This window comes from Rothia sp. 32237D007AR, from assembly GCF_053544675.1.
The window spans coordinates 153259-177503 of sequence record NZ_JBPPUO010000001.1 but is presented as its reverse complement, the minus strand read 5'-3'; the positions used below and the strand labels follow the sequence as shown (position 1 = coordinate 177503).

At 56.7% G+C, this 24245-nt stretch carries 21 protein-coding genes; 14 read left to right on the top strand and 7 right to left on the bottom strand.

Features of this window, described 5'->3' with window-relative positions:
• The first annotated feature begins 38 nt into the window (after window positions 1-38).
• The 4 genes from ACED87_RS00855 to ACED87_RS00840 all read left to right on the top strand — a co-directional run bounded on the left by ACED87_RS00855 (window position 39) and on the right by ACED87_RS00840 (window position 3738).
• Window positions 39-863 carry a purine-nucleoside phosphorylase gene (locus ACED87_RS00855; RefSeq protein WP_449089506.1) on the top strand — a complete coding sequence of 275 codons (825 nt, stop codon included), beginning with the start codon at window positions 39-41 and terminating at the stop codon, window positions 861-863.
• A gap of 19 nt (window positions 864-882) precedes the next feature.
• Window positions 883-2601, top strand: coding sequence for a phospho-sugar mutase (locus ACED87_RS00850; protein ID WP_449089458.1), 1719 nt, complete (start codon window positions 883-885; stop codon window positions 2599-2601).
• A 28-nt stretch (window positions 2602-2629) separates the two neighbouring features.
• Window positions 2630-3322 (top strand): deoxyribose-phosphate aldolase, encoded by a 693-nt coding sequence (gene deoC, locus ACED87_RS00845; protein ID WP_449089457.1) that lies wholly within the window; start codon window positions 2630-2632, stop codon window positions 3320-3322.
• An 89-nt stretch (window positions 3323-3411) separates the two neighbouring features.
• Window positions 3412-3738, top strand: a complete 327-nt coding sequence (locus ACED87_RS00840; RefSeq protein ID WP_449089456.1) for a hypothetical protein — start codon at window positions 3412-3414, stop codon at window positions 3736-3738.
• 62 nt (window positions 3739-3800) lie between these two features.
• Here the strand turns inward: ACED87_RS00840 and mfd are convergent, their stop codons facing one another.
• A complete protein-coding gene (gene mfd / locus ACED87_RS00835) occupies window positions 3801-7445 on the bottom strand; it encodes a transcription-repair coupling factor (RefSeq protein ID WP_449089455.1) in 3645 nt (1214 codons plus the stop codon).
• A gap of 346 nt (window positions 7446-7791) precedes the next feature.
• On the opposite strand from mfd, the gene ACED87_RS00830 reads away from it, so the two are divergent.
• From ACED87_RS00830 to ACED87_RS00785, 10 genes are all read left to right on the top strand, one after another.
• Window positions 7792-8547 carry a hypothetical protein gene (locus tag ACED87_RS00830; RefSeq protein ID WP_449089454.1) on the top strand — a complete coding sequence of 252 codons (756 nt, stop codon included), beginning with the start codon at window positions 7792-7794 and terminating at the stop codon, window positions 8545-8547.
• Window positions 8548-8553: 6 nt separating this feature from the next.
• On the top strand, window positions 8554-11652 hold the full coding sequence (locus tag ACED87_RS00825) for a fibrinogen-like YCDxxxxGGGW domain-containing protein (RefSeq protein WP_449089453.1): 3099 nt from the start codon (window positions 8554-8556) through the stop codon (window positions 11650-11652).
• 360 nt (window positions 11653-12012) lie between these two features.
• The gene (locus ACED87_RS00820) at window positions 12013-12714 is read left to right on the top strand and encodes a CDP-alcohol phosphatidyltransferase family protein (RefSeq protein ID WP_449089452.1); all 702 of its coding nucleotides are present in this window, start codon (window positions 12013-12015) and stop codon (window positions 12712-12714) included.
• Window positions 12715-12717: 3 nt separating this feature from the next.
• Window positions 12718-13629 carry a glycosyltransferase family 2 protein gene (locus ACED87_RS00815; protein WP_449089451.1) on the top strand — a complete coding sequence of 304 codons (912 nt, stop codon included), beginning with the start codon at window positions 12718-12720 and terminating at the stop codon, window positions 13627-13629.
• Window positions 13630-13635: 6 nt separating this feature from the next.
• Complete coding sequence (locus ACED87_RS00810) at window positions 13636-14922, top strand: O-antigen ligase family protein (RefSeq protein WP_449089450.1); 1287 nt, start codon at window positions 13636-13638, stop codon at window positions 14920-14922.
• Entirely contained in the window at window positions 14922-16448 is a 1527-nt protein-coding gene (locus tag ACED87_RS00805) for a lipopolysaccharide biosynthesis protein (protein WP_449089449.1), read from the top strand. Before ACED87_RS00810 ends, ACED87_RS00805 begins: the two co-directional genes overlap by 1 nt.
• A 29-nt stretch (window positions 16449-16477) precedes the next feature.
• A complete protein-coding gene (locus ACED87_RS00800) occupies window positions 16478-17683 on the top strand; it encodes a Wzz/FepE/Etk N-terminal domain-containing protein (RefSeq protein ID WP_449089448.1) in 1206 nt (401 codons plus the stop codon).
• A gap of 6 nt (window positions 17684-17689) precedes the next feature.
• Complete coding sequence (gene pssD, locus ACED87_RS00795; protein ID WP_449089447.1) at window positions 17690-18139, top strand: PssD/Cps14F family polysaccharide biosynthesis glycosyltransferase; 450 nt, start codon at window positions 17690-17692, stop codon at window positions 18137-18139.
• A gap of 9 nt (window positions 18140-18148) precedes the next feature.
• Complete coding sequence (locus ACED87_RS00790; protein ID WP_449089446.1) at window positions 18149-18745, top strand: glycosyltransferase; 597 nt, start codon at window positions 18149-18151, stop codon at window positions 18743-18745.
• Between the two features lie 89 nt (window positions 18746-18834).
• Window positions 18835-19341: a DUF2505 domain-containing protein gene (locus tag ACED87_RS00785; RefSeq protein ID WP_449089445.1), complete on the top strand. Its 507-nt coding sequence runs from the start codon at window positions 18835-18837 to the stop codon at window positions 19339-19341.
• 98 nt (window positions 19342-19439) lie between these two features.
• Here ACED87_RS00785 and ACED87_RS00780 read toward each other — a convergent pair whose 3' ends face one another.
• The 6 genes from ACED87_RS00780 to ACED87_RS00755 all read right to left on the bottom strand — a co-directional run bounded on the left by ACED87_RS00780 (window position 19440) and on the right by ACED87_RS00755 (window position 24244).
• The gene (locus ACED87_RS00780) at window positions 19440-19874 is read right to left on the bottom strand and encodes an adenylyltransferase/cytidyltransferase family protein (RefSeq protein ID WP_449089444.1); all 435 of its coding nucleotides are present in this window, start codon (window positions 19872-19874) and stop codon (window positions 19440-19442) included.
• 141 nt (window positions 19875-20015) lie between these two features.
• Window positions 20016-20474 carry a Fe-S cluster assembly sulfur transfer protein SufU gene (sufU, locus tag ACED87_RS00775; protein WP_449089443.1) on the bottom strand — a complete coding sequence of 153 codons (459 nt, stop codon included), beginning with the start codon at window positions 20472-20474 and terminating at the stop codon, window positions 20016-20018.
• A 30-nt stretch (window positions 20475-20504) separates the two neighbouring features.
• Window positions 20505-21812, bottom strand: coding sequence for a SufS family cysteine desulfurase (locus tag ACED87_RS00770; protein ID WP_449089442.1), 1308 nt, complete (start codon window positions 21810-21812; stop codon window positions 20505-20507).
• 130 nt (window positions 21813-21942) lie between these two features.
• A complete protein-coding gene (gene pth / locus ACED87_RS00765; RefSeq protein WP_449089441.1) occupies window positions 21943-22527 on the bottom strand; it encodes an aminoacyl-tRNA hydrolase in 585 nt (194 codons plus the stop codon).
• A 125-nt stretch (window positions 22528-22652) separates the two neighbouring features.
• Window positions 22653-23276: a 50S ribosomal protein L25/general stress protein Ctc gene (locus tag ACED87_RS00760; RefSeq protein ID WP_449089440.1), complete on the bottom strand. Its 624-nt coding sequence runs from the start codon at window positions 23274-23276 to the stop codon at window positions 22653-22655.
• 227 nt (window positions 23277-23503) lie between these two features.
• Entirely contained in the window at window positions 23504-24244 is a 741-nt protein-coding gene (locus ACED87_RS00755; RefSeq protein ID WP_449089439.1) for a glycosyltransferase family 2 protein, read from the bottom strand.
• Window position 24245 lies beyond the last annotated feature (1 nt).

The window sequence follows — 24245 nt, the reverse complement described above, 5'->3', positions numbered from 1 at the left end:
AGGTTTGATACCGTAGAAGTGTGTTGAACGATTCAAAGATAACTACCCTTTCCACCGCCGACCCTGACCACCCGGCGCTTAGCCGTGCCCGCGAAGCTGCGGAGTTCATTGCCGAGAAAACCGGTGTTGAAAAACATGATCTGGCGCTGACGCTAGGGTCTGGCTGGGGCGAGGCCGCCTCCCTCATCGGAGAGAGCACCCATGTTCTACCTGCCGATCAGGTTCCGGGCTTTCACAAGGCTGCTGTGGCCGGCCACCCCGGCACCCTCACCTCAATTCTGACCAAGGGCGGCAAGCGGGCCCTGGTGATTGGTTCGCGCACCCACTACTACGAAGGTCGCGGCGTAGAGGCTGTGGTGCATGGTGTGCGTACCGCTGCTGCTACCGGCGCTAAGACCATGATTCTCACTAACGGCTGTGGTGGGCTGAACCCCGCTTATTCAGCTGGGGAGCCCATTCTTATCTCTGATCATCTGAACTTTACCGGCGCGTCCCCGCTTACCGGCGCCCACTTCGTTGATTTGACCGATCTCTACTCCCCCCGTATCCGTCAGATTGCCCGCAGCATTGACCCTTCCTTGCAGGAAGGTGTGTATATGCAGTTCCCTGGCCCTCATTACGAGACTCCTGCTGAGGTGAAGATGGCCGGTGTTCTTGGTGCTGACTTGGTGGGCATGTCCACCGCCCTTGAAGCTATTGCCGCCCGCGCTGCTGGCCTTGAGGTCTTTGGTATCTCCCTGGTAACTAACCTGGCTGCCGGTATTCAGCAGACTCCGCTTTCTCACGCCGAAGTGATTGAGGCTGGCCAGGCTGCTGGCCCCCGCATTTCTCGCCTGCTTGCAGATATTGTTGCAGCTCTTTAATACTGCGAAGGGAACCCCCGTGCCACTTTATACTCAGTCACTCGATGCTCAGCCACTTGATATTCAGCAGCTACTAGAGCAAGCCCGCACCTGGGCTGGTCTTGACCCCGATGCCGAGACTCAGGCCCAACTAGAGGGCCTGATCAACCAGGTTGAATCCGGTGATGAAGCTGCTACCGCCGATTTAGCTGACCGTTTTTCAGGGACCCTACAGTTCGGCACCGCAGGTCTGCGAGCTGAACTCGGCGCTGGGCCCATGCGCATGAACCGGGTCGTGGTTCAGCGTGCAGCCCAGGGCCTGGCAGACTACGCGACCGCGCGGGCGTCCGCTGAGGGCTGGGAGAAAATTTCTGCTGTGGTGGGTTTTGATGCCCGCAAGAACTCGGACGTCTTTGCCCTCGATACCGCCGCTATTTTCACCGCCGCCGGCATCGAGGTTCACCTAATGCCCTCGGCACTGCCCACACCCGTTACCGCCTGGGCCACCCGCGAATACGGGGCCGAGATCGGGGTGATGGTCACGGCCTCCCACAACCCACCGAATGACAACGGGTACAAGGTTTACCTGGGCGGAGCAGCCGTTGAGCCTGCTGCTCGCGGTGCCCAGATTATCCCACCCTACGATGGGGATATCGCTGCTGCCATTTCTGCCGTCACTACCCCGGTGCTGGCTACTGAGGGCTGGTCGGTACTGCCTGAGAGTATCGTCAGTGACTACATGAGCCGGGTCACCCCCCTGGTGGAGAAGAAAGAGCGCGACCTCAAAATCGTACTGACCCCCCTGCACGGTGTGGGCGGCAAAACTGCTGAAGCTGTGCTGCACCAGGCCGGTTTCACTCACGTTACCCTGGTGCCGGAGCAGGCTGAACCTGACCCGAATTTCCCTACTGTTGCCTTCCCTAACCCCGAAGAGCCCGGCGCACTGGACCTGGCTATGGCCCTAGCCCAGAGGATTGATGCCGATCTGATTATTGCCAATGATCCGGACGCAGACCGCGCAGCTTTCGCCGTGAAACGTGATGGAACCTGGGTTATGCTCCGTGGCGATGAGGTCGGGGCTATCCTAGCGACCCGGGTGTTGGCGTCCGTCACTGACCCTTCCATCGCCACTTTCGCTAACTCGATTGTCTCCTCCCGCCTAGCCGGGGCTATCGCCAAGGCCGCTGGGGTAACCCACCATGAGACTCTGACCGGTTTCAAGTGGATTGCCCGGGTGGAAAACCTCACCTTCGGCTACGAGGAAGCCCTGGGCTATTGTGTTGATCATGCCCAGGTGCGCGATAAGGACGGTATCTCAGCGGCCCTCGTCATGGCCGATTACGCGCAAGAACTGAAGGACGCAGGCTCCTCCTTCCCAGCTCTCCTTGATGCTATTGCCGCCCAGTACGGCCTGTACGCCACCGACCAGCTTTCTGTGCGTGTTGAAGATCTAGCCTTGATCCCGGCCATGATGCAGCGCCTGCGCGCTCACCCGCCCGCAGAGCTTGCCAACTCCCCCGTGGTATCGGTTGAGGATCTGGCTCAGGGCAGTAAGACTCTTCCCCCGACCGACGGTATGCGCTATTACACGCAGGATTCTAGCCGCGTCATCGTCCGCCCCTCAGGTACCGAGCCTAAGCTCAAGTGCTACCTGGAGGTTATCGTGCCTGTCACCGCTTCTGTTAGTGATGCCCGCACCCTTGCAGCGGCCAAGTTAGCCTTGCTGAAGGCCGATATGACAGCGGCCCTGGGCCTCTAAACGAATCTACCCTGGAGGAAAAAATATAATGACTCTTGACCTTTCATCAGCTCAGCTAGCGGCCATGATTGACCACACCATCTTGGCCCCCTCAGCCTCAGAGGCAGATATCCGCCGTCTCTGTTCCGAGGCCAAGCAGTACGGTTTTGCCTCCGTCTGCGCTAACCCCATCTGGGCTCCTCTCCTGGCAGAAGAACTGGCCGGGTCTACCTCTGTACCCTGCGTGGTGGTCGGCTTCCCCTTCGGTGCCAGCGCCACCGTGGTCAAGGCCTTCGAGACCAAGACCGCCGTTGAGGCAGGGGCTCGCGAGGTGGATATGGTCATCAATATTGCTGATGCCCGAGCAGGTAAGAAGGATGCCCTGGTAGCTGATATTAAGGCTGTAGCTGAGGCTGCCCATGCCGGTGGTGCCTTACTGAAAGTTATTATTGAGACCTCTGAGCTGACCGATGAGCAGAAGGTTCTGGCCTGCCAGGCCGCTGTTGAGGCCGGGGCAGATTTCGTTAAAACCTCCACCGGCTATTCTTCTGCCGGTGCCACCGTTGAAGACATTGCCCTGATGCGCGCTACCGTAGGGCCCGATATGGGGGTGAAGGCCTCTGGTGGGGTACGTACCCGCGATCAAGCACTGGCCATGATTGAAGCCGGGGCCACCCGTATCGGGGCATCCAAGGGCATTTCCATTATTGGTGCGGGCCAGGCCGATCAGGGCGGTTACTAAGACCCCCTTCACCTTTGCACCCATGGTGCACATCACGTCTGTAGCACCTATACTGAGTACTAAAGTACACACACGAAAAGGACTCCCCCATGGTTACGACCTCTACCCAGTCGGATGCTGAAAAACGCTCCAATGTTGAATCCTTCAGAATGGAATCTGGTGCCCCTGCCCGTAGCGGCGCGCCCCAGTATTCAGGCACTCAGGAACTGGGCTCCAATATCGCCCTCTTCATTCTCTGCTTTGTACTACTCTTAGGGTGCCTCTACACCCTGGGCATGTACCCTGAAGGTGGCTGGCTCTGGTGGACCGTAGCTGTTCTCCTTTACGGCCTCACCTTTATCGTCCCCTTATGGATTCTGCCCTCCAAGACCAACGAGAAGCAGCACCTCGGCGGTACAGACCTCTACCTCAAATAGAGAGACCTGACCGTCTAGTTATGTAAGGGGCGGCCCACCTTCTGCAGGTGGGCCGCCCTCCTCTATGAGCCTGAGACACCAGCTTCAAAGATGGCGTGGATGAACTGCTCAGTCCACTCCACCATGGCATCATCTACCAGGTCCTTACCCCCCACAGCAGAGGTCTTAGGGCGGGGCACCAAAATCTGCCAGTTCTCGGTGCCCGGTACTTGACGGTACTGGGCACCGGGGTACATGCGCTCAAGTCGCATCTGACGAGATTCCGGCAAATCATTGACCGGGAAGAAGCGCACCTTGGGGCCCATCGCCACAATCTCAGTCAGACCCACGGCGCGGGCACGATGACGCAGGGCCGCAACCTTGAAAAGATTTTCAACCGGTGCCGGTGGGGTACCATATCGGTCCACCAGTTCTTCGCGGGCCTCTACCAGTTCTTCTGCGCTCTGAGCCTGGGCAATCTGCCGGTAGGCCGACAGACGCAGACGCTCTGAGCTCACATAGTCATGAGGCATGTGGGCATTAACCGGCAAATCAACCTTAATCTCTGCAGGGGCCTCTTCCTTCTCCCCGTGCTGGAAGTTAGCCACAGCCTCACCAACCAGGCGCAGGTAGAGGTCAAAGCCCACCCCGGCAATATGGCCAGACTGTTCACCACCAAGCAGGTTACCGGCTCCACGAATTTCAAGGTCTTTCATGGCCAGACGCATACCGGCACCCAGCTCATTGTGGGTGGCTACTGCCTTAAGCCGTTCATGGGCGACCTCAGTCAGCATTTTTTCGGCCGGGTAGAGGAAGTAGGCGTAGGCGCGCTCGCGGCCGCGGCCCACGCGTCCGCGCAACTGGTGAAGCTGGGAGAGGCCATAGTTCTGTGCCTGATCCACAATCAGGGTGTTGGCGTTGGAGATATCGAGGCCAGTTTCAACAATGGTAGTGGAAACCAGCACATCAAATTTACGTTCCCAGAAGTCCACAATAATTTTTTCAAGACGGGATTCGCTCATACGCCCGTGGGCCACTGCAATGCGGGCCTCAGGAACAAGTTTTTGAATCTCGTTGGCGGTCTCTTCAATGGTGGAGACCCGATTGTGCACCACAAAGACCTGGCCTTCGCGCATGAGCTCACGGCGAATAGCGGCGGTAATCTGCTTATCGGTGCGGGGCCCTACAAAGGTCAGGACGGGGTGGCGCTCCTCAGGCGGGGTGGCAAGGGTGGATGTCTCCCTGATGCCGGTCAGGGACATCTCCAAGGTACGCGGGATGGGAGTGGCACTCATGGCCAGCACATCCACATTGGTGCGCATGGTTTTAAGCTTTTCCTTGTGTTCTACACCGAAGCGTTGCTCCTCATCGATAATGACCAGGCCCAGGTCCTTCCAGTCCACAGACTCAGAAAGAATACGGTGGGTGCCTACAACGACGTCCACTGACCCGTTCTTAATACCTTCAGCGATTTCGGCAGACTCTTTGGCCTTCTGGAAGCGAGAGAGCACCTTGATAGAAACCGGGAAACCGGAGAATCGTTCGGTGAAGGTCTCATAGTGCTGTTGGGCTAGCAAGGTGGTGGGCACAAGGACGGCCACCTGTTTACCGTCCTGTACTGCCTTGAAGGCAGCGCGCACAGCGATTTCGGTCTTGCCGTAGCCTACATCGCCTGAGATGAGGCGGTCCATGGGGATTTCTCGCTCCATATCAGCCTTAACCTCGTTAATAGCAGACAGCTGATCAGGGGTCTCATTGTAGGGGAAGGCTTCTTCTAACTCGCGCTGCCAGGGGGTATCTGGGCCGAAGGCGTGCCCGCGGGAGGCCTGCCGGGCTGAGTAGAGTTTAATCAGGTCAGCAGCAATTTCTTTAACAGCCTTGCGGGCCTTGGACTTAGTCTTAGCCCAGTCCGACCCGCCCATCTTTGAGAGCACCGGGGCATCGCCACCCACATAGTTGGACACCTGATCCAACTGGTCAGAGGGCACGAAAAGACGGTCTTTAGGCCCGCCCCTCTTGGAGGGGGCGTACTCCAGCACCAGGTATTCTTTCATGGGCTTGGGCTGGCCGGGGGTGATGGTGGCCCCGGCGATGGGCCGCTGAATCAGCTCAACGAACTGGCCGATACCGTGCTGTTCATGCACCACGTAGTCACCGGCAGATAGGCTCATAGGGTCTACCGCGTTCTTACGGCGGCGCACCGGCAGTTTGCCGCTACGCAAATCACGGGTGGCATAGGGGCTGGTTCGGCCCAGAATATCTGCTTCAGTCAGCAGGCCCAGCTTTTCACCATCCATCATGAAGCCGCGCCCCATGGAGGCTGTGGTCATCTCGATGAGGCCAGGCTCCGGCAGGCTGGTCAGGCTCTCTACACGAGAGGCTGGGATGTCAGCCTCCTGGAAAAGATCCAACAAGCGGGTAAGGGGGCCGGGCCCGTCAGTGACCACGGTGATCCGCCAGCCGTCCTTAACCTTCTTACCGACCTCGCTCAGCAGTTCGGTCACGTTACCCGCATAGGTGTGGGGGGCACGGGCAGCGAGCTGAACCGAATCGATACCGTCATCGATGGCATCATCTACGCCCAGGGCCGTGATAGCCCACCAGCCCAGCCCTCGGGTTAGGGCACTCTCTCTCATGGAGGCAATGGTGCGGAAGCTACCGGCGCTCAGCCCATCAGAGCCGTTAGCCCCTAAATCGATGGGGGCGTCCGTACTGTCAGTCACCGAATCCCAGGCAGCTAGGAGGAACTCTTCGTTGGTGGCCACCAGGTCGGTCGCACGCGAGCGCACCTTCTCTGGCTCAATAATCAGAGGTAGAGAACCTTGGGGTAGGTGATCGAGCAGGGTGACCATGTCATCGACCAGGAGGGGGATCAGAGATTCCATGCCTTCGACGTAGATACCGCCAGCAATTTTTTCTAGCATGGCAGCAGCGCCGGGGAAGGAGCCTTTGAGTCGGGCTGCTCGGCTCATGACGCTGGGGGTAATCAGCAGTTCACGGCAAGGTGGCGCTAGTAGTTCGGTAGGGTGGTCAGCTGTTGGTAGGGTGCGCTGGTCAGCGACTGAGAACCAGCGGATATTTTCGACCTCGTCCCCAAAGAATTCGATGCGGGCCGGGTGGGCGGCAGTCGGTGAGAAGATGTCGATGATGCCACCGCGCACGGCAAATTCTCCGCGTTTTGAGACCAAATCGACACGGGAGTAGGCGGCTGCTGCAAGAGATTTAGTCAGGGCATCAAAATCGTGTTCTTCCCCCACCCGTAGGGTAACTGGCCGCATTTTTTCTAGGCCGGCAACTAGGGGTTGTAGTACTGAGCGGATGGGGGCCACCAGTACGCGTGGGGCGGACGCGTCTCCCTCAGCTAGGGCGCGGAGGACGGCAAGGCGCTGGCCTACGGTGTCGCTACGCGGGGAGAGCCGCTCATGGGGCAGGGTTTCCCAGGCGGGGAAGAGCTGGGCCTGGCCGGGTTCCAGGATGCTGTTCAGGGCTGTGACGGTGTCTTCAGCTTCGCGGTCGGTGGCCGTAACAGCTAAGAGGACGGGCTTACTCGCCTCGCCCTGGGTGGCAAGTTTTTGGGCTATACCGGCAAGAATAAAGGGGCGGGCCCCGTCTGGGGAGCCGATGAGGAATTCGTCCAGGCGGGCTTTAGGGTCTGCGCCTGCCTGGTTGACGATTGCGGTGTAGCTGGGCTCTTGGGTGAGGGCTTGGGCAAGGCCGCTCAGTGACATCTTCACTCCCCTAGTGTATGGCCGGTTGGTGCAGGCTTCATTATCCCATAGGCCCTTGTGTGCCGGTAAGCCCTGGTGGGTAGAGGGGTGAGGGAATTTTCGCGGTTCTTGAGGCTTGGTGGGGTGGTGAGTCTGGCTAAATTTTTTTGAATTAAAAACTATTTTGTCCCCATAAGTTACTACTGAGTAACCTCATATTTTCCCTCCACATCTACTGACCAGTACAAGAACCAGCCGGTAATATGAGATGACCGGCAAGGCCCCTGGTTGAACCTCGCTCCTATCGCACAGAGCACCAGTAGCCTCCCGCCTTCCTCATCCACGCACCACAACTCTTAGGGACTTAATGAAACGATTAGGGCCATCTCTCTCATCTGCCCTGCGCGCACCCAGCCGACACGCAGGCGTCCTTACCCTCTGTGTCAGCGCCACCCTAGCCCTGGCAGCCTGCACCTCACCTAATAACAGCAGCGAAAACCCCAGCACCGTCACCAGCACCACCGCAAACGCGGTAGCTACCAACAGTGCAGGTGAAACCCTCACCGAAAACTTCGTAGGTTCCGAGGCTCTCGCCCAAGCCAGCGACGTCGCCCTAGATGCCCCAGAGGTTGAAAATGCAGAGCAACTCTACACCGACATCCAAGAAGCCCTAGCAGGCATCGAACCCGCCAGCACCTTGACCAGCACAGAAGACACCTCTGATGAGATCAGCAGCGACACCGAAAACGTCCACATCGATGAGGACGCGGTCGAAAGCTACATCTCCGCCGAAACCACCGCGCAGCTTGAAGCAGCAGCCACCGGTGCAGCCCTCGACCAGTACCTAGCCACGGCAACTGAATACGCGCTGGCGGGCTGGCATGTAGAGGGAAACTCCACGGTAGTAGGCACCCCCCGTGTAGCAGATAGTGACTACCAGGGGCAGGCCGCCAAAGTTCTTGAAGTATGCCTAGATTCCTCCCAGGTCAAGGTACTAGATGAAAACGGCAACCCTGTCAGTGATTCGCAGTTCACCCGCTCACTGAACATTTTCACTCTGGTAGAAGATAACGGGGCCTGGAAAATCGCTTCCCATGACTTCCCCAACGACGCAGATTGCTAAACACACATGAAAAAACCCTCACTCTTAACTAAAATCGCCGTCGGTGCAATCACCTTGGGCCTTGGTATCTCCATTCTGCCCGGTGCTACTGCCACCAATGAGTATGTACCCGACGGTCTGACGAGCGAAACCGCGGCAGCCTCCTGCTGGGAAATTAAGCAGAATGACCCTGAGTCCGCATCCGGTGCCTACTGGCTGTGGACCGATAGAATGGACGCCCCCGCCCAGTTCTACTGCGACCAGGAAACCAATGGCGGCGGCTGGGTCATGATTGGCCGCGGCCGCGAAGGCTGGAGCGAAGACTACGCCGGTAAGGGTGACCCCCGAGAGCTGGCCACCAACCCTGATGGGACGGACGCTTTTACCCCGGTCCAGCTTCCCTCTACCACTGTGGATGCTCTACTGGGCGACACTAAGGTGCAGGACCTTGCGGATGGGGTACGCTTCTACCGTGCAGGTAACGCAGCAGGTACTACCTGGCAGAACATGTACGCACAGCGCACCAAGACCGAGAACTGGTCCTGGACTCTCTCGGCCTACCACCCCTGGGAAAACATCCGCTACGATAACGACCCAACGATGGGTGCTGACCGTAGCTACCCCACCTCGGTCAACCGTATCTCCAACGATAACGACTACTACTACTCCAACACCTTCTACGGGCGCAAAAGCCAGTCCTGGAAGATTGGTTTTGCTTACGGCCGTTTCATCTACGGCACCGACACCCCCACCTCTTACCTGTGGTCACCCCCTTTGGCCGGTTACGCTATCCCCTTCACCCAGGTCTTTGTGCGCCCCAAGCTCACCCAGGCAGACCTGAAGCTGACCGATATTGCCGATAGCGGCACCGCAGAGGCAACCAAGCGTGCCCTGCCTGCCAGCTTCTCTTCCCGCGTCCTTTGGCGCACCAGCGCCAACAGTGGCACAGGCATGCTAGGGGAGCTCAACACCCGTGTGCAGGCCATTAACCAGCTCGGTGAGACCGTCTACACCGGCGGTGACTTCGCCTTCGTTGAAAATGCTGTCACCGGCGAGAAGGTGCAGCAGAAGTTTATCGCTGGCTACAACGTCAATACCGGCGAGCTGGTACGCACTTTTACTCCCCAGCTCAACGGCCAGGTGAAGGCTATTGAGCCCCTGCCCAACGGCAAACTGGCAGTTGGCGGTGAGTTCACCCAGGTCAACGGCCAGCCCGCTAAGGGCTTTGTGATTCTTGACCCGGTCACTGGTGCTACCGATACTTCCCTGGGCTGGGATGTAGTGAGCCGTAACGCTAGCGGTGTTTCCTTCGTTAAGTCCATCACCGTTCACGGCAACTACGTCTATATCGGCGGTAACTTCACTCACGTGAAGGGTTCCACCTCAGATGTTTACGCTTATTCTAAGAACATCGCCCGCTTCCGCCTGAACGATAACTCGGTCGACTGGGGCTGGCGCCCAACCACCAACGGCACCGTCAACGGTGTCTCCCCAAGCGATGAGGGCGTTGCCGTAGCCGGCTACTTCTCCACCGTCAACAATCAGCGCTCCTGGAAACTGGCCTACCTTAACACCACAGACGGCGCCCTCGCCCAGCAGTGGGAGTGGACGCTGTCCCACCGAGCAAAGAACCCCTACCCCCGCGACGGGTTCCAGTTCGATATACAAGATGCCGGTTCAACTATCTGGACAGCTGGTACCGAGCATCTTCTGGCCCAGTATGACAAAGCAAACCTGGCAAACCGTCCCACTACCTATATCACTAAGAGCGGTGGCGACTTCCAGGATCTTTCCATGAACAACGGCGTCCTGTACGCCTCCTGCCACTGTGGCGACTGGATTTACTCAGGAGCCACCACCCACGATAACCCCTGGGATGCCCCGACCTATAAGGGCGTCAACACCATCCGCCTGATTGCCGCTTTCGACGCTCAGACCGGTGACATTCTGCCCCAGTTCAACCCCAACATTCAGGGAGCTAAGGGGCATGGTATCTGGGCTTCTTTCACTGACTCCACCGGTACTCTCTGGGTAGGTGGCGACATCACCCGTTCACTGGGCTACCAGGGTGTGCAGCAGACTGTAGGCTTTGCCCGTTACGCACCTGCTGACGCTAAGGCCCCGGCTGCTGCTTCTAACCTGGCAGTAACCACCGCTGATGCTACCGATACTCTCACCTGGAAGGGTGTATCAGAGCGCGGTGTCACCTACCAGATTCTGCGTAATAACCGGGTCATCGCTTCAACCTCAGAGACCAGCTACAGACTGCCCACATCTGAGGACGCCCGCTACTTCGTTCGTGTTGCAGATGCAGCCGGTAACGTCTCAGCTTCTACCCCGGTAGCTCTAGCAGCTAAACCTGCGCCCGCACCTGAGCCGACCGTAGAACCCACCACCGAAGCTCCTGGTGAGCCGACCGCTGCACCCACGCCCCAGGCACCGTCTGAACCGGCATCTGAGCCGACGACTCCTGCCCCGTCTGCTGAACCTAGCGCTTCGGCTAGCGTCAAGCCTATCGAGGAAATTACCGCAGAACCTGTGCCGCCGGTCATTGAAGATAACCCTGCCCCGGCTGAGCCTGTGGCCCCGGTTGAACCGGTCAAGCCCGCAGATCAGAAGGTTCTTGCCTCAGGCGATGACTGGAATGTTGCTTTCGCACTGACCAATGAGTACGACAAGACCTGGCGTTCTACCAACTACGCCTACAACACCGCCCGTCAGTGGTATGTTTCGCCGACCTCTATTGGTTGGGGGGAATTCTCGCTGGCAACCCACCTGCAGTTCTCCTACTACAACCAGCCCATGTCTATGTTCCTGCGCAAGGAGCTGCAACTAACCCCGCAGCCTAATCAGGATCTGGTCTTGACCACGTACGCAGATGACGGTTTGGCTATCTACGTCAACGGGCGTGAGGTTAACCGTACGAATCTGATGAACGGTGCTGCACCGAATACCCCGGCGCGGAAGCCTGTGACCTATTCTCTGGCCAAGGCAACCCCGATTACTGTGGTTATTCCTGCTAGCCAGCTGAACCAGGGTAAGAATGTGATTGCTGTTGAGGTTCACTCTTACCGCCGTTCTCAAAGCGCCACTTTCGATATGGAAGCGGTTCTGCGGACCAAGTAAGGTTGCTGCCCTGCTTAGTGAGGTAAGCCTGTGGCCCGTGTTCTTAGAACACGGGCCACAGGCCCTATGAAATAGCAGAAGCGTACGAGGCTCTTACTCTTTATTTGGTGGGCTGGTTAGGGGTAATCCCCTGACGTGGAGGGCACATTTTGTGGGCTGGTTTTCGCCTTTTGCTAGTTCAGCTGTTCACCTAAGATTAGGTAGTTGGGCTGGCTACTACTGTGAAGCTACCTGGCTTACCGCAGGTACTGGTAGCACTAGCCGCGGGGGCTTTCTTGGTCTCTCACACACACGTTCAAGGATTATCTAGGGTTTATGACAAGCACTCACATTTTGCCCCCTCGCGGGTTCAGGGAAACATTGGCACAGCTTAACTCCGCCCAAAAATCTGGTGCCGGGGTGCCAGCTTATACCCGGTGGGTTAATCGCCGTATTGCACGCGTTTTTGCTGCAGCTGCGGTCAAGATTGGTCTTGGCCCCAATGGGGTGACAGCCTTGAGCGCCAGTGTCTCGGTGGCAGGTATGCTGCTGATGGTTCTCTTCCCACCCACAGTTTTTCTAGGTTTAGGTGTAGCTCTGCTCTTTGCTCTGGGCTATGCCCTGGACTCAGCAGATGGTCAGGTAGCTCGAGTGACCGGTGCGTCCTCCCCCGCTGGTGAGTGGCTTGACCATGTGGTGGATGCTATGCGCACTCCCGCTATGCACCTGACCATTCTGGTGGGTTTCATCAAGTACCCGGAGGCTTTTCCTCTCACTGGCTGGCAACTGTGGTGGTTGCCCTTGGCCTTTACCGTGCTGGTTGCAGGGCATTTTATGAGCCAGATTTTAGCTGAGCAGTTACACAATCATCGGGGCACTGCGGCCCCTGCTACCGGGGGTACACTTCGATCTTTCGTCAACCTGCACATGGATGCTGGCACCTTCTGCTGGATTTTTATCTTCTGGGGTACCGGTCTGGGCTTTGTGCTAGTCTATGGCCTACTCTTTGTGGCCAATGCTGCCACTGTGCTGCTGTCGATGCGCCGTAAGTTTCTTACTCTTTCTCAGCCGGCAGGTGTCTAAAGCATGCAGAAGGTTTCTGTCATTATTGCCACCAATGGCAAGCGTCCTGAGCTGCTGCGTACTGCCGTAGTTGCTCTTTTTGATCAGACCTATACTGGCCCGGTTGAGGTTCTGGTGGTTTTTGACCATGTTGACATTGATTCTTTGAACGATGTCTCGGTCCCTGAGAACCGCTCCTTGCGGGCTCTTGCTAATACCCGTCCCCAGGGGTTAGCTGGTGGCCGTAACACCGGTATTGAGGCAGCTTCGGGTGAGATTTTAGGGTTCTGTGACGACGATGATTATTGGCTGCCCACCAAGCTTGTTGACCAGTTAGAGCTCTGGCAGCAGGTTCCGCAGGCGGTTGCGATTTCATCGGGTATTCGTGTGCGCTCTGGAGGTAAGGACATTGACCGGCTAGCCCCTGCCCGCGCTACTTTTAAGGATTTTCTGCGTTCTCGTATCACTGAGATTCACCCTTCAGCCATGCTCTACCGCAGGTCAGATTTGTTAGGACGCGTGGGGCTGGTAGATGAGGACCTTCCAGCTGCCTACGGCGAGGACTATGATTTGCTGCTGCGCGCCACAAAGTTCGGCGATATCTATTCGGTAGAGAAGCCGCTGGTGCTGGTGCTCTGGGATCGGCCGTCCTTCTTTGCCGGGAAGTGGGAGAACATGGCTGCGGGCCTGACCTATCTCTTGCGTAAGTTCCCCGAGTTTGAGACTGACCCTCGGGGGTTGGCCCGTATCTCGGGTCAGATTGCTTTTATTTATGCGGCTTTGGGCCAGAAGAAGCTGGCCCTGGCTTATGTGCGTGCTACCTTGCGCCGGGACCTCACCCAGTTGCGGGCTTGGGCTGCACTGCCCGTTGCGCTGGGTCTTATGAGCCCTTCTGCTCTGCTGGCTGCTGTGAATAAGACCGGCCGAGGTCTCTAAATTCTTATGACTGTCTTGACTCCTACTCACCGCCACAACCGGTTTTTAACCGCTGTTGCGCCAACTGCCGGTGCCCCCTTACCGGCTTGGCCTATTCTGGTTCTGCTCTATGGGTTCCCGCTGGTGTGGGCTATGGGTCTGATGCAGTTTGCCCCTACTCTGCTGGCAGCGGTAATGATTGTGCTGATGGTGATGCGCCGTCATGTGCTGGTGCACTCCACCCTATGGGTTTGGTTTGCGCTCATGTTCTGGGGTCTTGTTTGTGTGGTGTCGGTTGATACTGCCTCGGAGTTCTTGGGCTGGTTCCAGCGTTATATGAACCTCTTTAACGTGGGCATCTATACCCTCTATTTTTTCAATGCCCGCGAGCGCGTCCCTAACCATGTTCTGCTCGGCGGTCTTTTGACCGTTTGGTTTACGGTGGTGGTTTTGGGGTATGTGGCCTTGGTTTTCCCGGAGTTTCGTCTGCCGACCCCTATGAGTTTTATTCTGCCGGGGGCCTTGCTCAATAATGAGTTGGTGAGGGATTATGTGCTTCCGCCGATGGCTGAGGTGCAGTGGCCGTGGGGTGCTGCGGTGGCTTATATTCGCCCGTCTGCGCCTTTTCCTTACGCTAATTCTTGGGGCCTGGCTTATGCTCTGCTGACTCCTGTGGTGTTTGCGGTGATGACTGGTGTGCGGTCGAAGAAGGTTCAGTGGGGTTTGGGCTTTGCGGTGGCTTTGTCGCTGGTTCCTGCTGTGGCGACTTCTAACCGGGGTATGTTTATTGGGCTTGGGTCTGCCTTTGCTTATGTGCTGTTGCGGCTCTTGCTCAAGGGTGACTGGAGGGCTTTGGGTATTGGTGCTGTGTTGGGTGTGGGTGTGGTGACCTACCTGTTGGTGTCTGGGGCTGTCGGTGATATTTTGGGCCGTCAGGAGTATTCTGACTCTACTGGTGGGCGGGCTTCGCTCTATGAGTTGACCTTTGAATACACTTTGCGGTCGCCGCTGGTGGGGTATGGTACGTCGAAGATGGCCGATAGTGTGGGTGTCTCGATGGGTACTCAGGGGCAGGTGTGGGCGATGATGTTTTGCTTTGGTTTTGTGGGGCTGGGGCTTTTTTTGCTCTATCTGGTGTCGGTTTTGGTTAATACTTGGAATATTGCGTCGATGACCGGTATATGGGTTCATTCGGTGATTGTTTCGGCGCTGGCTGTTGTTTTTTTCTATTCTTTTGACGTGATTCAGTTGACTGTGCTGATGTTGTCGGTGGCTTTGATGATGCGTTCTCGCATGTACGGGGAGGGTCTGTAGTGGCTAGGTCACTTGCCCGCAGTGGGGCTTTTTCTTCTCTCTATGTGATGTATGGTTCTGCCGCAGCTTTTGTGGCGACCCTGATTGTTTCTAACGGGGTGGGAGAGGCCGGTGCTGGTGCTTTTTTCCAGGTGATGGCTTTCTTTGCGGTTGCTACCTCGCTGTGTGTTTTTGGTGCCGATACTGGGCTGGTGCGTACCATGAGTGCGCAGCGGGCGGTGGGCCGTTATTCGACTTTGCCGCAGTTGATGCGTTTTGCTTTCGGGCCAGCTACTCTTGTCGCGGTGGTCTTGGCTCTTGCTGCCTTGGTGTGTGCTTTACCGGCTGTGTCTGCGGGTCTGGGGGCGGACGTCCGTGCGGCTATTCTTGTGGCGGCCCCCTTTGTGGTGGTTTCGGCCTGGATGACCTTGTGTTTTGGTGCCCTGCGTGGGTTGGGGCATACGGTGGAGTTTACTTTTTTGCAGTCGGCTCTGCTGCCTACTCTGCGCATTGGGGCTGTTATGCTGGCGGTTACTTTTTCGGGGGCTATCGCTTATCTGGCTTTGGCTTGGGCTGTGCCGCTGGTGCTGGTTTGTGGGCTGGCTGTTCTTTGGGTGCGCAGGTATATGCCGAACCAGGGGGACGTCCCCGATTACCAGGCCCGCCATCTTGCGGTGGGGCAGGTGCTGGCTTCTGCTGTGGCGCCGCCTGAGTCGGCTCGTTCTTTCTGGGCTTTTAGCTCTGCTCGTGGAGTATCGGCTATGGTGGAGGTCGTGCTGGAGTGGGTTGATGTGGTTCTGATTGGTCTTTTCTTGGGCCCTGCCGCTAGTGGTGTTTATGGCGCTGTGAACCGTTGTGTGCGGGTGGGTGCCATGGTTGAGCATACTGCCCGTGTGGTGACGGGGCCTGATATTTCAGCGGCTATTGCCCGGGGGGATCAGGGGCGGGCCCGTGAGATTTTTGTTTCTGCTACCCGTATTCTTGTTGCCGTGGGTTGGCCTTTTTTCATTACTCTTGCAGCTTTTGGCCCGGTCCTTTTGGGTTTCTTTGGTGAGGGTTTTACTGCTGGTGCTCCCCTTTTCTTTATTATTGGTGTCGCCATGTTGGTGCAGATGGCAGCTGGTGGGGTGCAGTCGGTTCTCTTGATGAGCGGACGCGCCCGCTGGCAGCTTTATAACAAGCTGTCGGCTTTGGTGGTGGCGCTGGTTTTGAACCTGGTCTTGATTCCGCTGTGGGGTCTTGCTGGGGCTGCGGTAGCGTGGGCGGCGGCCGTCCTAACTGACTGCGCTTTAGCTACGGTCCAGGTTTATGGCAAGCTGGGTATCTGCCCGCGGCTGGGTGAGGTGCTGCCGGTCATGGCTTTAGCCTTTTTGACGCCGGGGCTGGGTGCGGCTCTTATTCTCATGGTGTGGGGGCAGAGTCTGTTAGCTGTGGCTATCTATGTGCTGCTTCTTATTCCTCTTTATCTGGCGCTTATTTATCGCTTCCGTCAGGCAGTTGGTCTGGAAGCTCTCGTCAGTTCAATCACTCGTAAACTTCGCCGCTAGGCCCATACACTCCTAGGGAAGGAACATCTATGGAACGCTCTTCACGAGTTAGAGCCACCGGTCAGCAGACCACCCCCGTTTCGTTGGGGGCTGCTGCCCGCCGCATCCTACGACACAAGCTTGTTGTGGTGATGACGACTCTCATCTTTGCAGCTTTGGGGGCGGTAGCGGGTCTAGCTTTGCCCCAATCGTATGAGGCGAAGGCCGTTGTGAACGTCACTCAGCCTAGTGCCGGTGCCAGTGGCCTGCGCGCTGCTCTCAGTTCTATCGATATGGATACGGAAGAAGCTATCGCCTCATCTCGTGTGGTCTTGCAGGCAGCGGCGGATGAGCTGGGTATGGATGTGGCAGATTTGAAAGAGCAGGTTACTGCTGCCGGTCACTCAAATAGCACCATTCTTGATGTTATCGTCAATGCCAAGAACCCTGATGAAGCTGCAGATATCGCTAACACTGTTGCTCGTGCCTACCTGAATCACCGTTCACATACCCTGCGTGCTAGCCGTGAAGAGACCCGAGAAAACATTGACGCTGTCTCACAGGGCATGGATAAGTCCCTCGTTGATCAGGCGATTCTTACCCTCGAAGCGACTTCCACTGAGAGTGGCACTATCATCTCAGAGGCCCAGGTGCCCAGTGAACCCTCAAACTTCAGTCTGGCCCAGACCATCTTTATCGGCGCGGCTATGGGCCTGCTGCTCGGTCTTTTCCTGGCCTATCTGGTAGACCGGGCCAACCCTACCCTGGGCTATTCCGAACGCCTGGCAGAAATTTCAGGCTCCCCTGTTTCCGTTATCAGCCGCGAGGCTGAACATGAATCAGCTGCCCACCTCTTACGCCGCATCGGCCTAGCAGATGGGCGCCTCACCCAGGCAGAGTTGCAGGGGGTGACGATTTTCTCCCCCACCCCCCATGTAGCAGCCTCGCTGACTTCCCTGCTGACCGACCTCCTTACCGATAACAGCTACGTGCTGACAGATACTGCTACTTTCAACGCCCTGGGGTTAGGCAACCTTCAGGACTACATCGACCAGAATGCCCCGGTGCTCATTGAAGCACCTGAATCAGCATCAGTTGCCAAGGTACTGCTTGCTGCCGATCACACCCGAGTGCTGCTCTTACCCTTCACGTCTCAGAGCAGGCTCAAGAGCGTCCAAAGGCTCTTTGATGAGATGACGCCAGCTAGCACAACTCAGGTCATTCCCGTCTACTTCGATACTCCCACCCAGAAATAAATAGCCATGAAAGTACTTCTCACTGCAAGCGCGGGCGGCCACCTAGCCCAGCTCATAGCCCTCGATAAATTCTGGAAAGAACACGACCGTGCCTGGGCAACCTTCGAGCTACCGGAAGTCAAAGCAGCCCTGGACGGCGAGCGCACCTACTGGGTGCATTTCCCCACCACCCGTAATATCCCTAATGCGATTCGCAATGTGAGGGTAGCCTGGCGGGTGCTGCGCAAAGAGCGGCCCGATGCGGTGATTTCTACCGGGGCTGCGGTAGCTGTTCCCTTCTTCATCATTGCCAAGCTACTGGGCATCAAAACCGTTTTTATTGAGGCCTACGACCGTATCACCATGCCCACTCTCACCGGGCGCATGTGCTACCCCATGAGCGACCTTTTTGTGGTGCAGTGGGAGGAGCAGAAGAAGACCTTCCCCGAAGCCGTCAATATTGGCCATATTCTTTAGGAGGCTCCTGTGACAGACGCTTTTGAACCTGCCCTAAACCCGGCTAAAGCCTACGACCTAGTTGTCTCTTTGGGCACCGACCACCACCACTTTGATCGTCTCATCACCTGGGTTGATACCTACCTGGCGGACCGACCCCAGGTAAGAGCTTTGGTGCAGCACGGTTTTACGGCCCCGCCCCAGCATGCGGAGGCTGTGGAGCGTATGCCGCGCGCTGAGCTACTTGATCTCTACCGGTCCGCTAAGGTGGTGCTGGTCCAGGGTGGCCCTGGTTCCATTCTTGATGCCCGTGAGGTTGGAGCTATTCCTTTGGCTGTACCCCGGGTGGCTGATCTCGATGAGGTCGTTGATAACCACCAGGTAGAGTTCTCCCGGGTGATGGAAAGTCACGGTGAAACTATCGTGGTCACCAGCCCTGAAGATCTCTGCAATAAGCTGGACGCGGCCTTTGCCGACCCCGGTTCGCTGCGGGGCACCTACCGGGTTCCCGGTAGTGATCAGGCTTCAGATAACCTCTCAGCGAAGTTAGAAGACTTAGGTTCTGCCGACAACAGCGGTTTTTTGCGCCGGGCCGGGCAGATTATCGCCGGATTCCGCTCTCAGTAAGCAAGGCCGCCCCACGCTTTCACGCCCTCAAGCCGACCCCGTAGAATAGGGTACGACCCTTTTATCACCGCCCCTGAAAGAGAGAGCCCATGGCTGTTCAGAGTTCAACCACTATCAACGCTTCTATCGACGATGTAGTTCGCGCTTTTGCAGATGAGAACTTCGCTCGTTTCGCCAGCGAAAAGGTCCGCATCTCCTTCGAGTCCTTCTCTCTTGATGGGGATCCCGCTGGTGCTTTCACTGCTACCACTGTGCGCGCTATCCCCGCAGACCGTATCCCTGATATGGCCAAGAAAATCCCTGGTGTATCAAACGGTGTCGCTGTTTCACAGGTTGACCGTGTCTCAGCCCCTGCAGCCGATGGTTCTCGCACCGTAGATTCTGAGGTATCTGTTAAGGGTATTCCCGTTACCGGTAAGGCAACCCAGACCCTCACCCCTGCCGGTGAGACCACCGAGGTTAAGGTCGATGGTGAGGTCAAGTGCTCTATTCCTCTGGTGGGCAAGAAGATTGCTGCTGCCGCTGAGCCTCAGATTGGCCGTGTCTTCTCAACTCTGGGCACCAGCGCAGAAGAGTACATTAAGGCTAACTACTAGGAGCCTCTAGATACCCAGGACGCCCCGCGCTCCACTCCCCTAACGAATAGAGGAAGGAGGGCGGGGCGTCCTTGTCTTTTGTGTGGTCTTTGACCCTTTTAGGCTGCGGCTGCTATGGGGGTGTTGAGAGCTTCCAGGGCTTGCCGTAGCTGGGTGCTAGATGTGTGGGAGGTATAGGGGAAGTAGACAACCTGCACACCGACCTGGGCGAAGCGCTTTTCCAGGTCGATGCCGCGAGGGGTTCCCTTCCAGTCATCTCCCTTGAAGAAGGTGTTGAAGCCTACTTGCTCCCAGGTTTCGAGTTTGTCGACTACCGTTTCGGCGCGTACTTCGTCCACAAAGTCGATGTGGGCAACGATTTCCATGCGCTCGGCTAGGGGCACCATGGGCCTGCGCCCTTTGGTGAGTTCTAGCATCTCGTCAGAGACTACCCCAGCGATGAGGTAGTCGCAGTTTTTCTTGGCCTGGCGCAGAATATTGAGGTGGCCTACGTGAAATAGGTCGAAGGCTCCAGCAGCGTAACCGATGTTCATATTTTCCCCTAAGAATGTATGAGAGCGGGCGCGGTGCGAACGCGCAACTCTTTAGCACAGGTGTGTTTCGCTTTTAACCCTACGTTAAGGTGCGCGGCAGGGTAAGGACACTTGCGGGGTCACTTTGGGGGACAGTACCGGTTAGGGTTTGCTGGCTTCCTTGGTGGCTTCTTCAGCAGCCACCCAGGAGAGCATGGCGCATTTGACGCGGGCAACAAACTTGGAGACACCGGCGAAGGCTGCAGCATCGCCCAGGGTTTCTTCGTCGGGTTCGATTTGGCCGCGGGAACGGAGCATTTCGCGGAAGTCATCGATGAGCTTTTGAAATTCTTGGGTACTCATGCCAGGGGCCATCTCTGAGAGGACGGAGGCAGCGGCCATGGAGATGGAACAGCCGTCACCTTCCCAGGAGATGGAGTCGATAGTTTTCTGGTCGTCTTTGAGGATGACACGCAGGTTGATCTCGTCGCCACAAGTGGGGTTGTATTGGTGGTTGGTGGCGGTGCAGGTTCCAGCTGCCGGGTCGATGAGGCCTTCTCCGGAGCGCTGCTTGGAGTGTTCGAGAATGATCTGCTGGTAGAGCTGTTCAAGGCCGCTCATGCTGTTTCTTCTTTCTGTGGCTGGTTGGTGTTAGTCGGTGTAGCCGAAGTAGCGGCGTACCTTTGAGAGTTCTTCGATGAAGCGTTCTACATCGTGGGTGGTGTTGTAGATGTAGGCTGAGGCGCGGGTGGAGGCTGTGATGCCCAGGGCCCGGTGGAGGGGTTGGGCGCAGTGGTGGCCTACGCGCACGGCGATGCCTTGTTCGTCAAGGAGCTGACCGACGTCGTGGGGGTGCACTCCATCAAGGTGGAGGGAGGTGAGCCCTGCGCGGGGCTGGTCGGCTGCTGGCCCTATGAGGCGGACGCCGGGAATGGAACTGACGCCTTCAGCTAGGAGCTGCCCCAGTTTGGTTTCCCAGGCGTGGACTTGTTCCATGCCTAGGTGCTGGAGGTAGCGGATGGCTTCGGCCCAGGCGACGGCTTGGGAGACGCGTTGGGTTCCTGCCTCGAATTTGATGGGGGCGGGCATCCATTTGGCTTCGGTCATGGTGACCTTGGTGATCATGGACCCGCCGGTGAGGAAGGGGGGCATGGCCTCTAGTAGCTCGTTACGGCCGTAGAGGGCACCGATTCCGGTGGGGGCGAGCATTTTGTGGGCGGAGAAGGCTGCGAAGTCTACGCCGAGTTTTTTGACGTCTACGGGCATATGCGGCACTGACTGGCAAGCATCCAGTACGGTGAGCGCCCCAACTTTTTTGGCCAGGGAGACCATGAAGTTTACATCGGTGATGGACCCTGCCACGTTAGAGACGTGGGTGAAAGTAAGGACGCGGGTGCGTTCGGTGACGATTTTCTCGGCAGCTTCGTAGTCAATGAGCCCTTCATCGGTGACGGGGATGTAGCGCAGGCTCGCCCCGGTGCGGGCAGCCAGGATCTGCCAGGGGATGAGGTTGGCGTGGTGTTCTTGCTCGGTGGTGACGATCTCGTCACCCTCCCCTAGGGCAAAGCGGGTAGCGGCCTGCCCACCTATCCCAGCGGATGCGTTGCCGAAGGAGTAGGTGAGCAGGTTGATAGCTTCGGTGGCGTTGGAGGTCCAGACGAGTTCGTTTTCTGCTGCGCCTATGAAGGAGGCTACGGTGCGGCGGGCGTCCTCGAAGGCGTCAGTGGCATCAACGGCCAGGGTGTGGGCACCGCGGTGGACGGCTGAGTTGACGCCGAGGTAGTAGTTACGTTCGGCATCCAGTACCTGCAGGGGGTTTTGACTGGTGGCTCCGGTATCGAGGTAGGCCAGGGGACGGCCGTTGACCTCACGACTGAGGATGGGGTAGTCCTTGCGTAGTTCGGTAACGAGCTCATTGGTGAGCTCTGCCCCGGCTGGGGTGCGGTATTGGCTAGCCACTGTGTTTACCTTTCCATTGGGTACGCCTGATATAACGGCACATTTTTCTAGCCTATTCCCTGCGGGGCGGAATTGGTAGTAAGGCTACGCTATAGGGCTTAGCTCTCGGCTAGAAACGTGCTGGCTGATGCTATGACGCTGCGTGGTAGCGCTGTTGAGCGCCCAAGAGGCCCTCTTTAATCAGCATCTCTGCAGCATGAGCCGCATTAGAGATAAGGAAAGGTAAATCTTTCTTCTCCGCGGTTGTAAAAGGCTTCAGCACAAAATCAGCTGTCTGCATCTGCCCCGGAGGGCGACCAATACCAGTACGCACCCGGTAGTAATTCTTAGTCCCCAGGGCCTTGCTAATATCACGCAGGCCGTTATGGCCGCCCTCTCCCCCACCGATTTTTAGTTTGATGGAATCGAAGGGGATATCAAGCTCATCGTGCACCACGATGATTTTTTCGGAGTCGATGCCATAAAACTGGGCCAAGGCAGAGACGGGCCCACCCGATACGTTCATGTAGGTGAGAGGCTTTGCCAGCACAACTTTCGCGCCACCCACACCCAGGCGTCCTTCTAAAACCTGGGCACGAGCTTTACCGTGCTTTTTGAACTTACCGCCAACGGTGTTCGCTAATTCATCGAGCACCATCTGCCCGATATTGTGACGGGTTGCAGCGTACTCTGGGCCAGGGTTCCCCAGACCAACGATGAGCCATGCATCTGACATATTTTTGCCCTTCCTACGGCGCAAGAATCCGGTAAGCATGTAAAGAGTCTATCGAGCTAAGAGAAGGCCCGCACCGTCGTTGACTACGGTACGGGCCTTACAAAGAGGTGAGGTAGTTACAGAGCTTACTTAGCTTCGTCTACCTTAGCGTCTGCTTCAGCACCTTCGGGTGCGTTTTCGCCTTCTTCGCCGACCTCGGGGACGTCGAGTTCAGCGGGCTCGGAGATGTTAACAACCAGCAGTTCTGCATCTGCTACGAGGGTGACGTCAGCGGGCAGTTCAACGTCGGAAGCCAGAACGTGTGCGCCTGCTTCGCGGCCTTCGATGTTAACAACGAGAGCTTCAGGTGCCTTCAGGGCGTCTGCTTCAACCAGCAGTACGGTTTCTTCCTGGTTTGCAACGGCACCAACGGCGGGTTCACCTTCAATGTGTACGGGAACCTCGATCTCAACACGCTCGCCGCGCTTAACGGTCAGCAGGTCGATGTGCTGCAGTTCGGGGCGGATGGGGTGACGCTGGATGTCCTTGATCATGGCCAGGTGTGAGTCACCTTCGATGTCAAGTTCGAGGATTGCGTTGGGCACACGGGCTGCCATGGTGGTTGCGTGACCGGGTAGTACTACGTGCTTGGGCTCTTCGCCGTGGCCGTAGATAACTGCGGGGATGTCACCGGCCATGCGGATACGGCGGGCGTAGCCCTTACCGAAGTCGGTGCGGACGGTTGCTGAAATCTTGATGGTCTCTGACATGAGGGCCATCCTTTCTGTGGTTAGTTGTCGATGCGCCAAGTGGTGTAGTGAACTGGCGCCAGAAATCGCTTTCTAACCAGCCACTGTCAGTTTCGGACCTACCGGGGTTTCCCACCAGCATTCCACTGCCTTGGCCTGCGCACAAAGTGCACGGGTCTAATTATTCAACAGAATCAAAGAAAAGACAACACTCCAAGGCGATAATTTATATCACATCTATTATTTCGTTAGCGTTTCAATATTTTACCAAAAGCTAATTTAATCCGGTCCTGCATAGGACGAATTTGAGAGTTATAGAAGTTAAAGGGCCGATGCCACCAAATGTCACCATACGAACCATCTAGTATTTCAATAATCGTATCGTCCTCATTTTTCCGCATGCCTTGGAACGATACATCACTCGAGGTGGTGCTCATCTCAGTTTCAAACGAAACTCCCACAAGAACTCCAGGAGGCCTATTTTGAAACTGAATGAGAACATCATCACCACCCCAAATTTTTAAGGAATCTGGAATCTTAATATAATTTTCCTTGCGCAAGCACATAAATGTTCCAAAGCCATCAACAGTAGGCCTAATACGCGCCAGTCTAACTCGAGACTGTGACGTAGGAGCTTCAAAACAAGATTTATCGGGACCAATAATCCCAAAGGTATTTTTACTCAAGGCCCTAGCAACAACATCAAAAGCTACCGGATCAAAAAGAACATCATCATTGACAAGCGCAATCAAATCATAATGTGCAAGCGATACCCCCATGTTCCATGCAGGGTTAACAAAAATATTTTGTTCTAAGTTTACTACACGAACCGTTGGGCTATCAAAGTCGAGAGGCTTTTGTTCATTATTAATGATGATAACTTCGCCCACACGCGGATGGTTATCACAGAGATCAATAACCTTAGACAACACTTCCGAACGTTGGAGGGTTGGAATAATAACAGAAAATTTTGCGTCTACTTTCTTCATA

Bases quoted from the DNA above. Each gene is read 5' to 3' on its own strand.
- deoC (WP_449089457.1), top strand. From the start codon at position 2,630: ATGACTCTTGACCTTTCATCAGCTCAGCTAGCGGCCATGATTGACCAC.
- ACED87_RS00840 (WP_449089456.1), top strand. From the start codon at position 3,412: ATGGTTACGACCTCTACCCAGTCGGATGCTGAAAAACGCTCCAATGTT.
- mfd (WP_449089455.1), bottom strand. From the start codon at position 7,445: ATGTCACTGAGCGGCCTTGCCCAAGCCCTCACCCAAGAGCCCAGCTAC.
- ACED87_RS00830 (WP_449089454.1), top strand. From the start codon at position 7,792: ATGAAACGATTAGGGCCATCTCTCTCATCTGCCCTGCGCGCACCCAGC.
- ACED87_RS00825 (WP_449089453.1), top strand. From the start codon at position 8,554: ATGAAAAAACCCTCACTCTTAACTAAAATCGCCGTCGGTGCAATCACC.
- ACED87_RS00815 (WP_449089451.1), top strand. From the start codon at position 12,718: ATGCAGAAGGTTTCTGTCATTATTGCCACCAATGGCAAGCGTCCTGAG.
- ACED87_RS00810 (WP_449089450.1), top strand. From the start codon at position 13,636: ATGACTGTCTTGACTCCTACTCACCGCCACAACCGGTTTTTAACCGCT.
- ACED87_RS00800 (WP_449089448.1), top strand. From the start codon at position 16,478: ATGGAACGCTCTTCACGAGTTAGAGCCACCGGTCAGCAGACCACCCCC.
- pssD (WP_449089447.1), top strand. From the start codon at position 17,690: ATGAAAGTACTTCTCACTGCAAGCGCGGGCGGCCACCTAGCCCAGCTC.
- ACED87_RS00785 (WP_449089445.1), top strand. From the start codon at position 18,835: ATGGCTGTTCAGAGTTCAACCACTATCAACGCTTCTATCGACGATGTA.
- ACED87_RS00780 (WP_449089444.1), bottom strand. From the start codon at position 19,874: ATGAACATCGGTTACGCTGCTGGAGCCTTCGACCTATTTCACGTAGGC.
- sufU (WP_449089443.1), bottom strand. From the start codon at position 20,474: ATGAGCGGCCTTGAACAGCTCTACCAGCAGATCATTCTCGAACACTCC.
- pth (WP_449089441.1), bottom strand. From the start codon at position 22,527: ATGTCAGATGCATGGCTCATCGTTGGTCTGGGGAACCCTGGCCCAGAG.
- ACED87_RS00760 (WP_449089440.1), bottom strand. From the start codon at position 23,276: ATGTCAGAGACCATCAAGATTTCAGCAACCGTCCGCACCGACTTCGGT.
- ACED87_RS00755 (WP_449089439.1), bottom strand. From the start codon at position 24,244: ATGAAGAAAGTAGACGCAAAATTTTCTGTTATTATTCCAACCCTCCAA.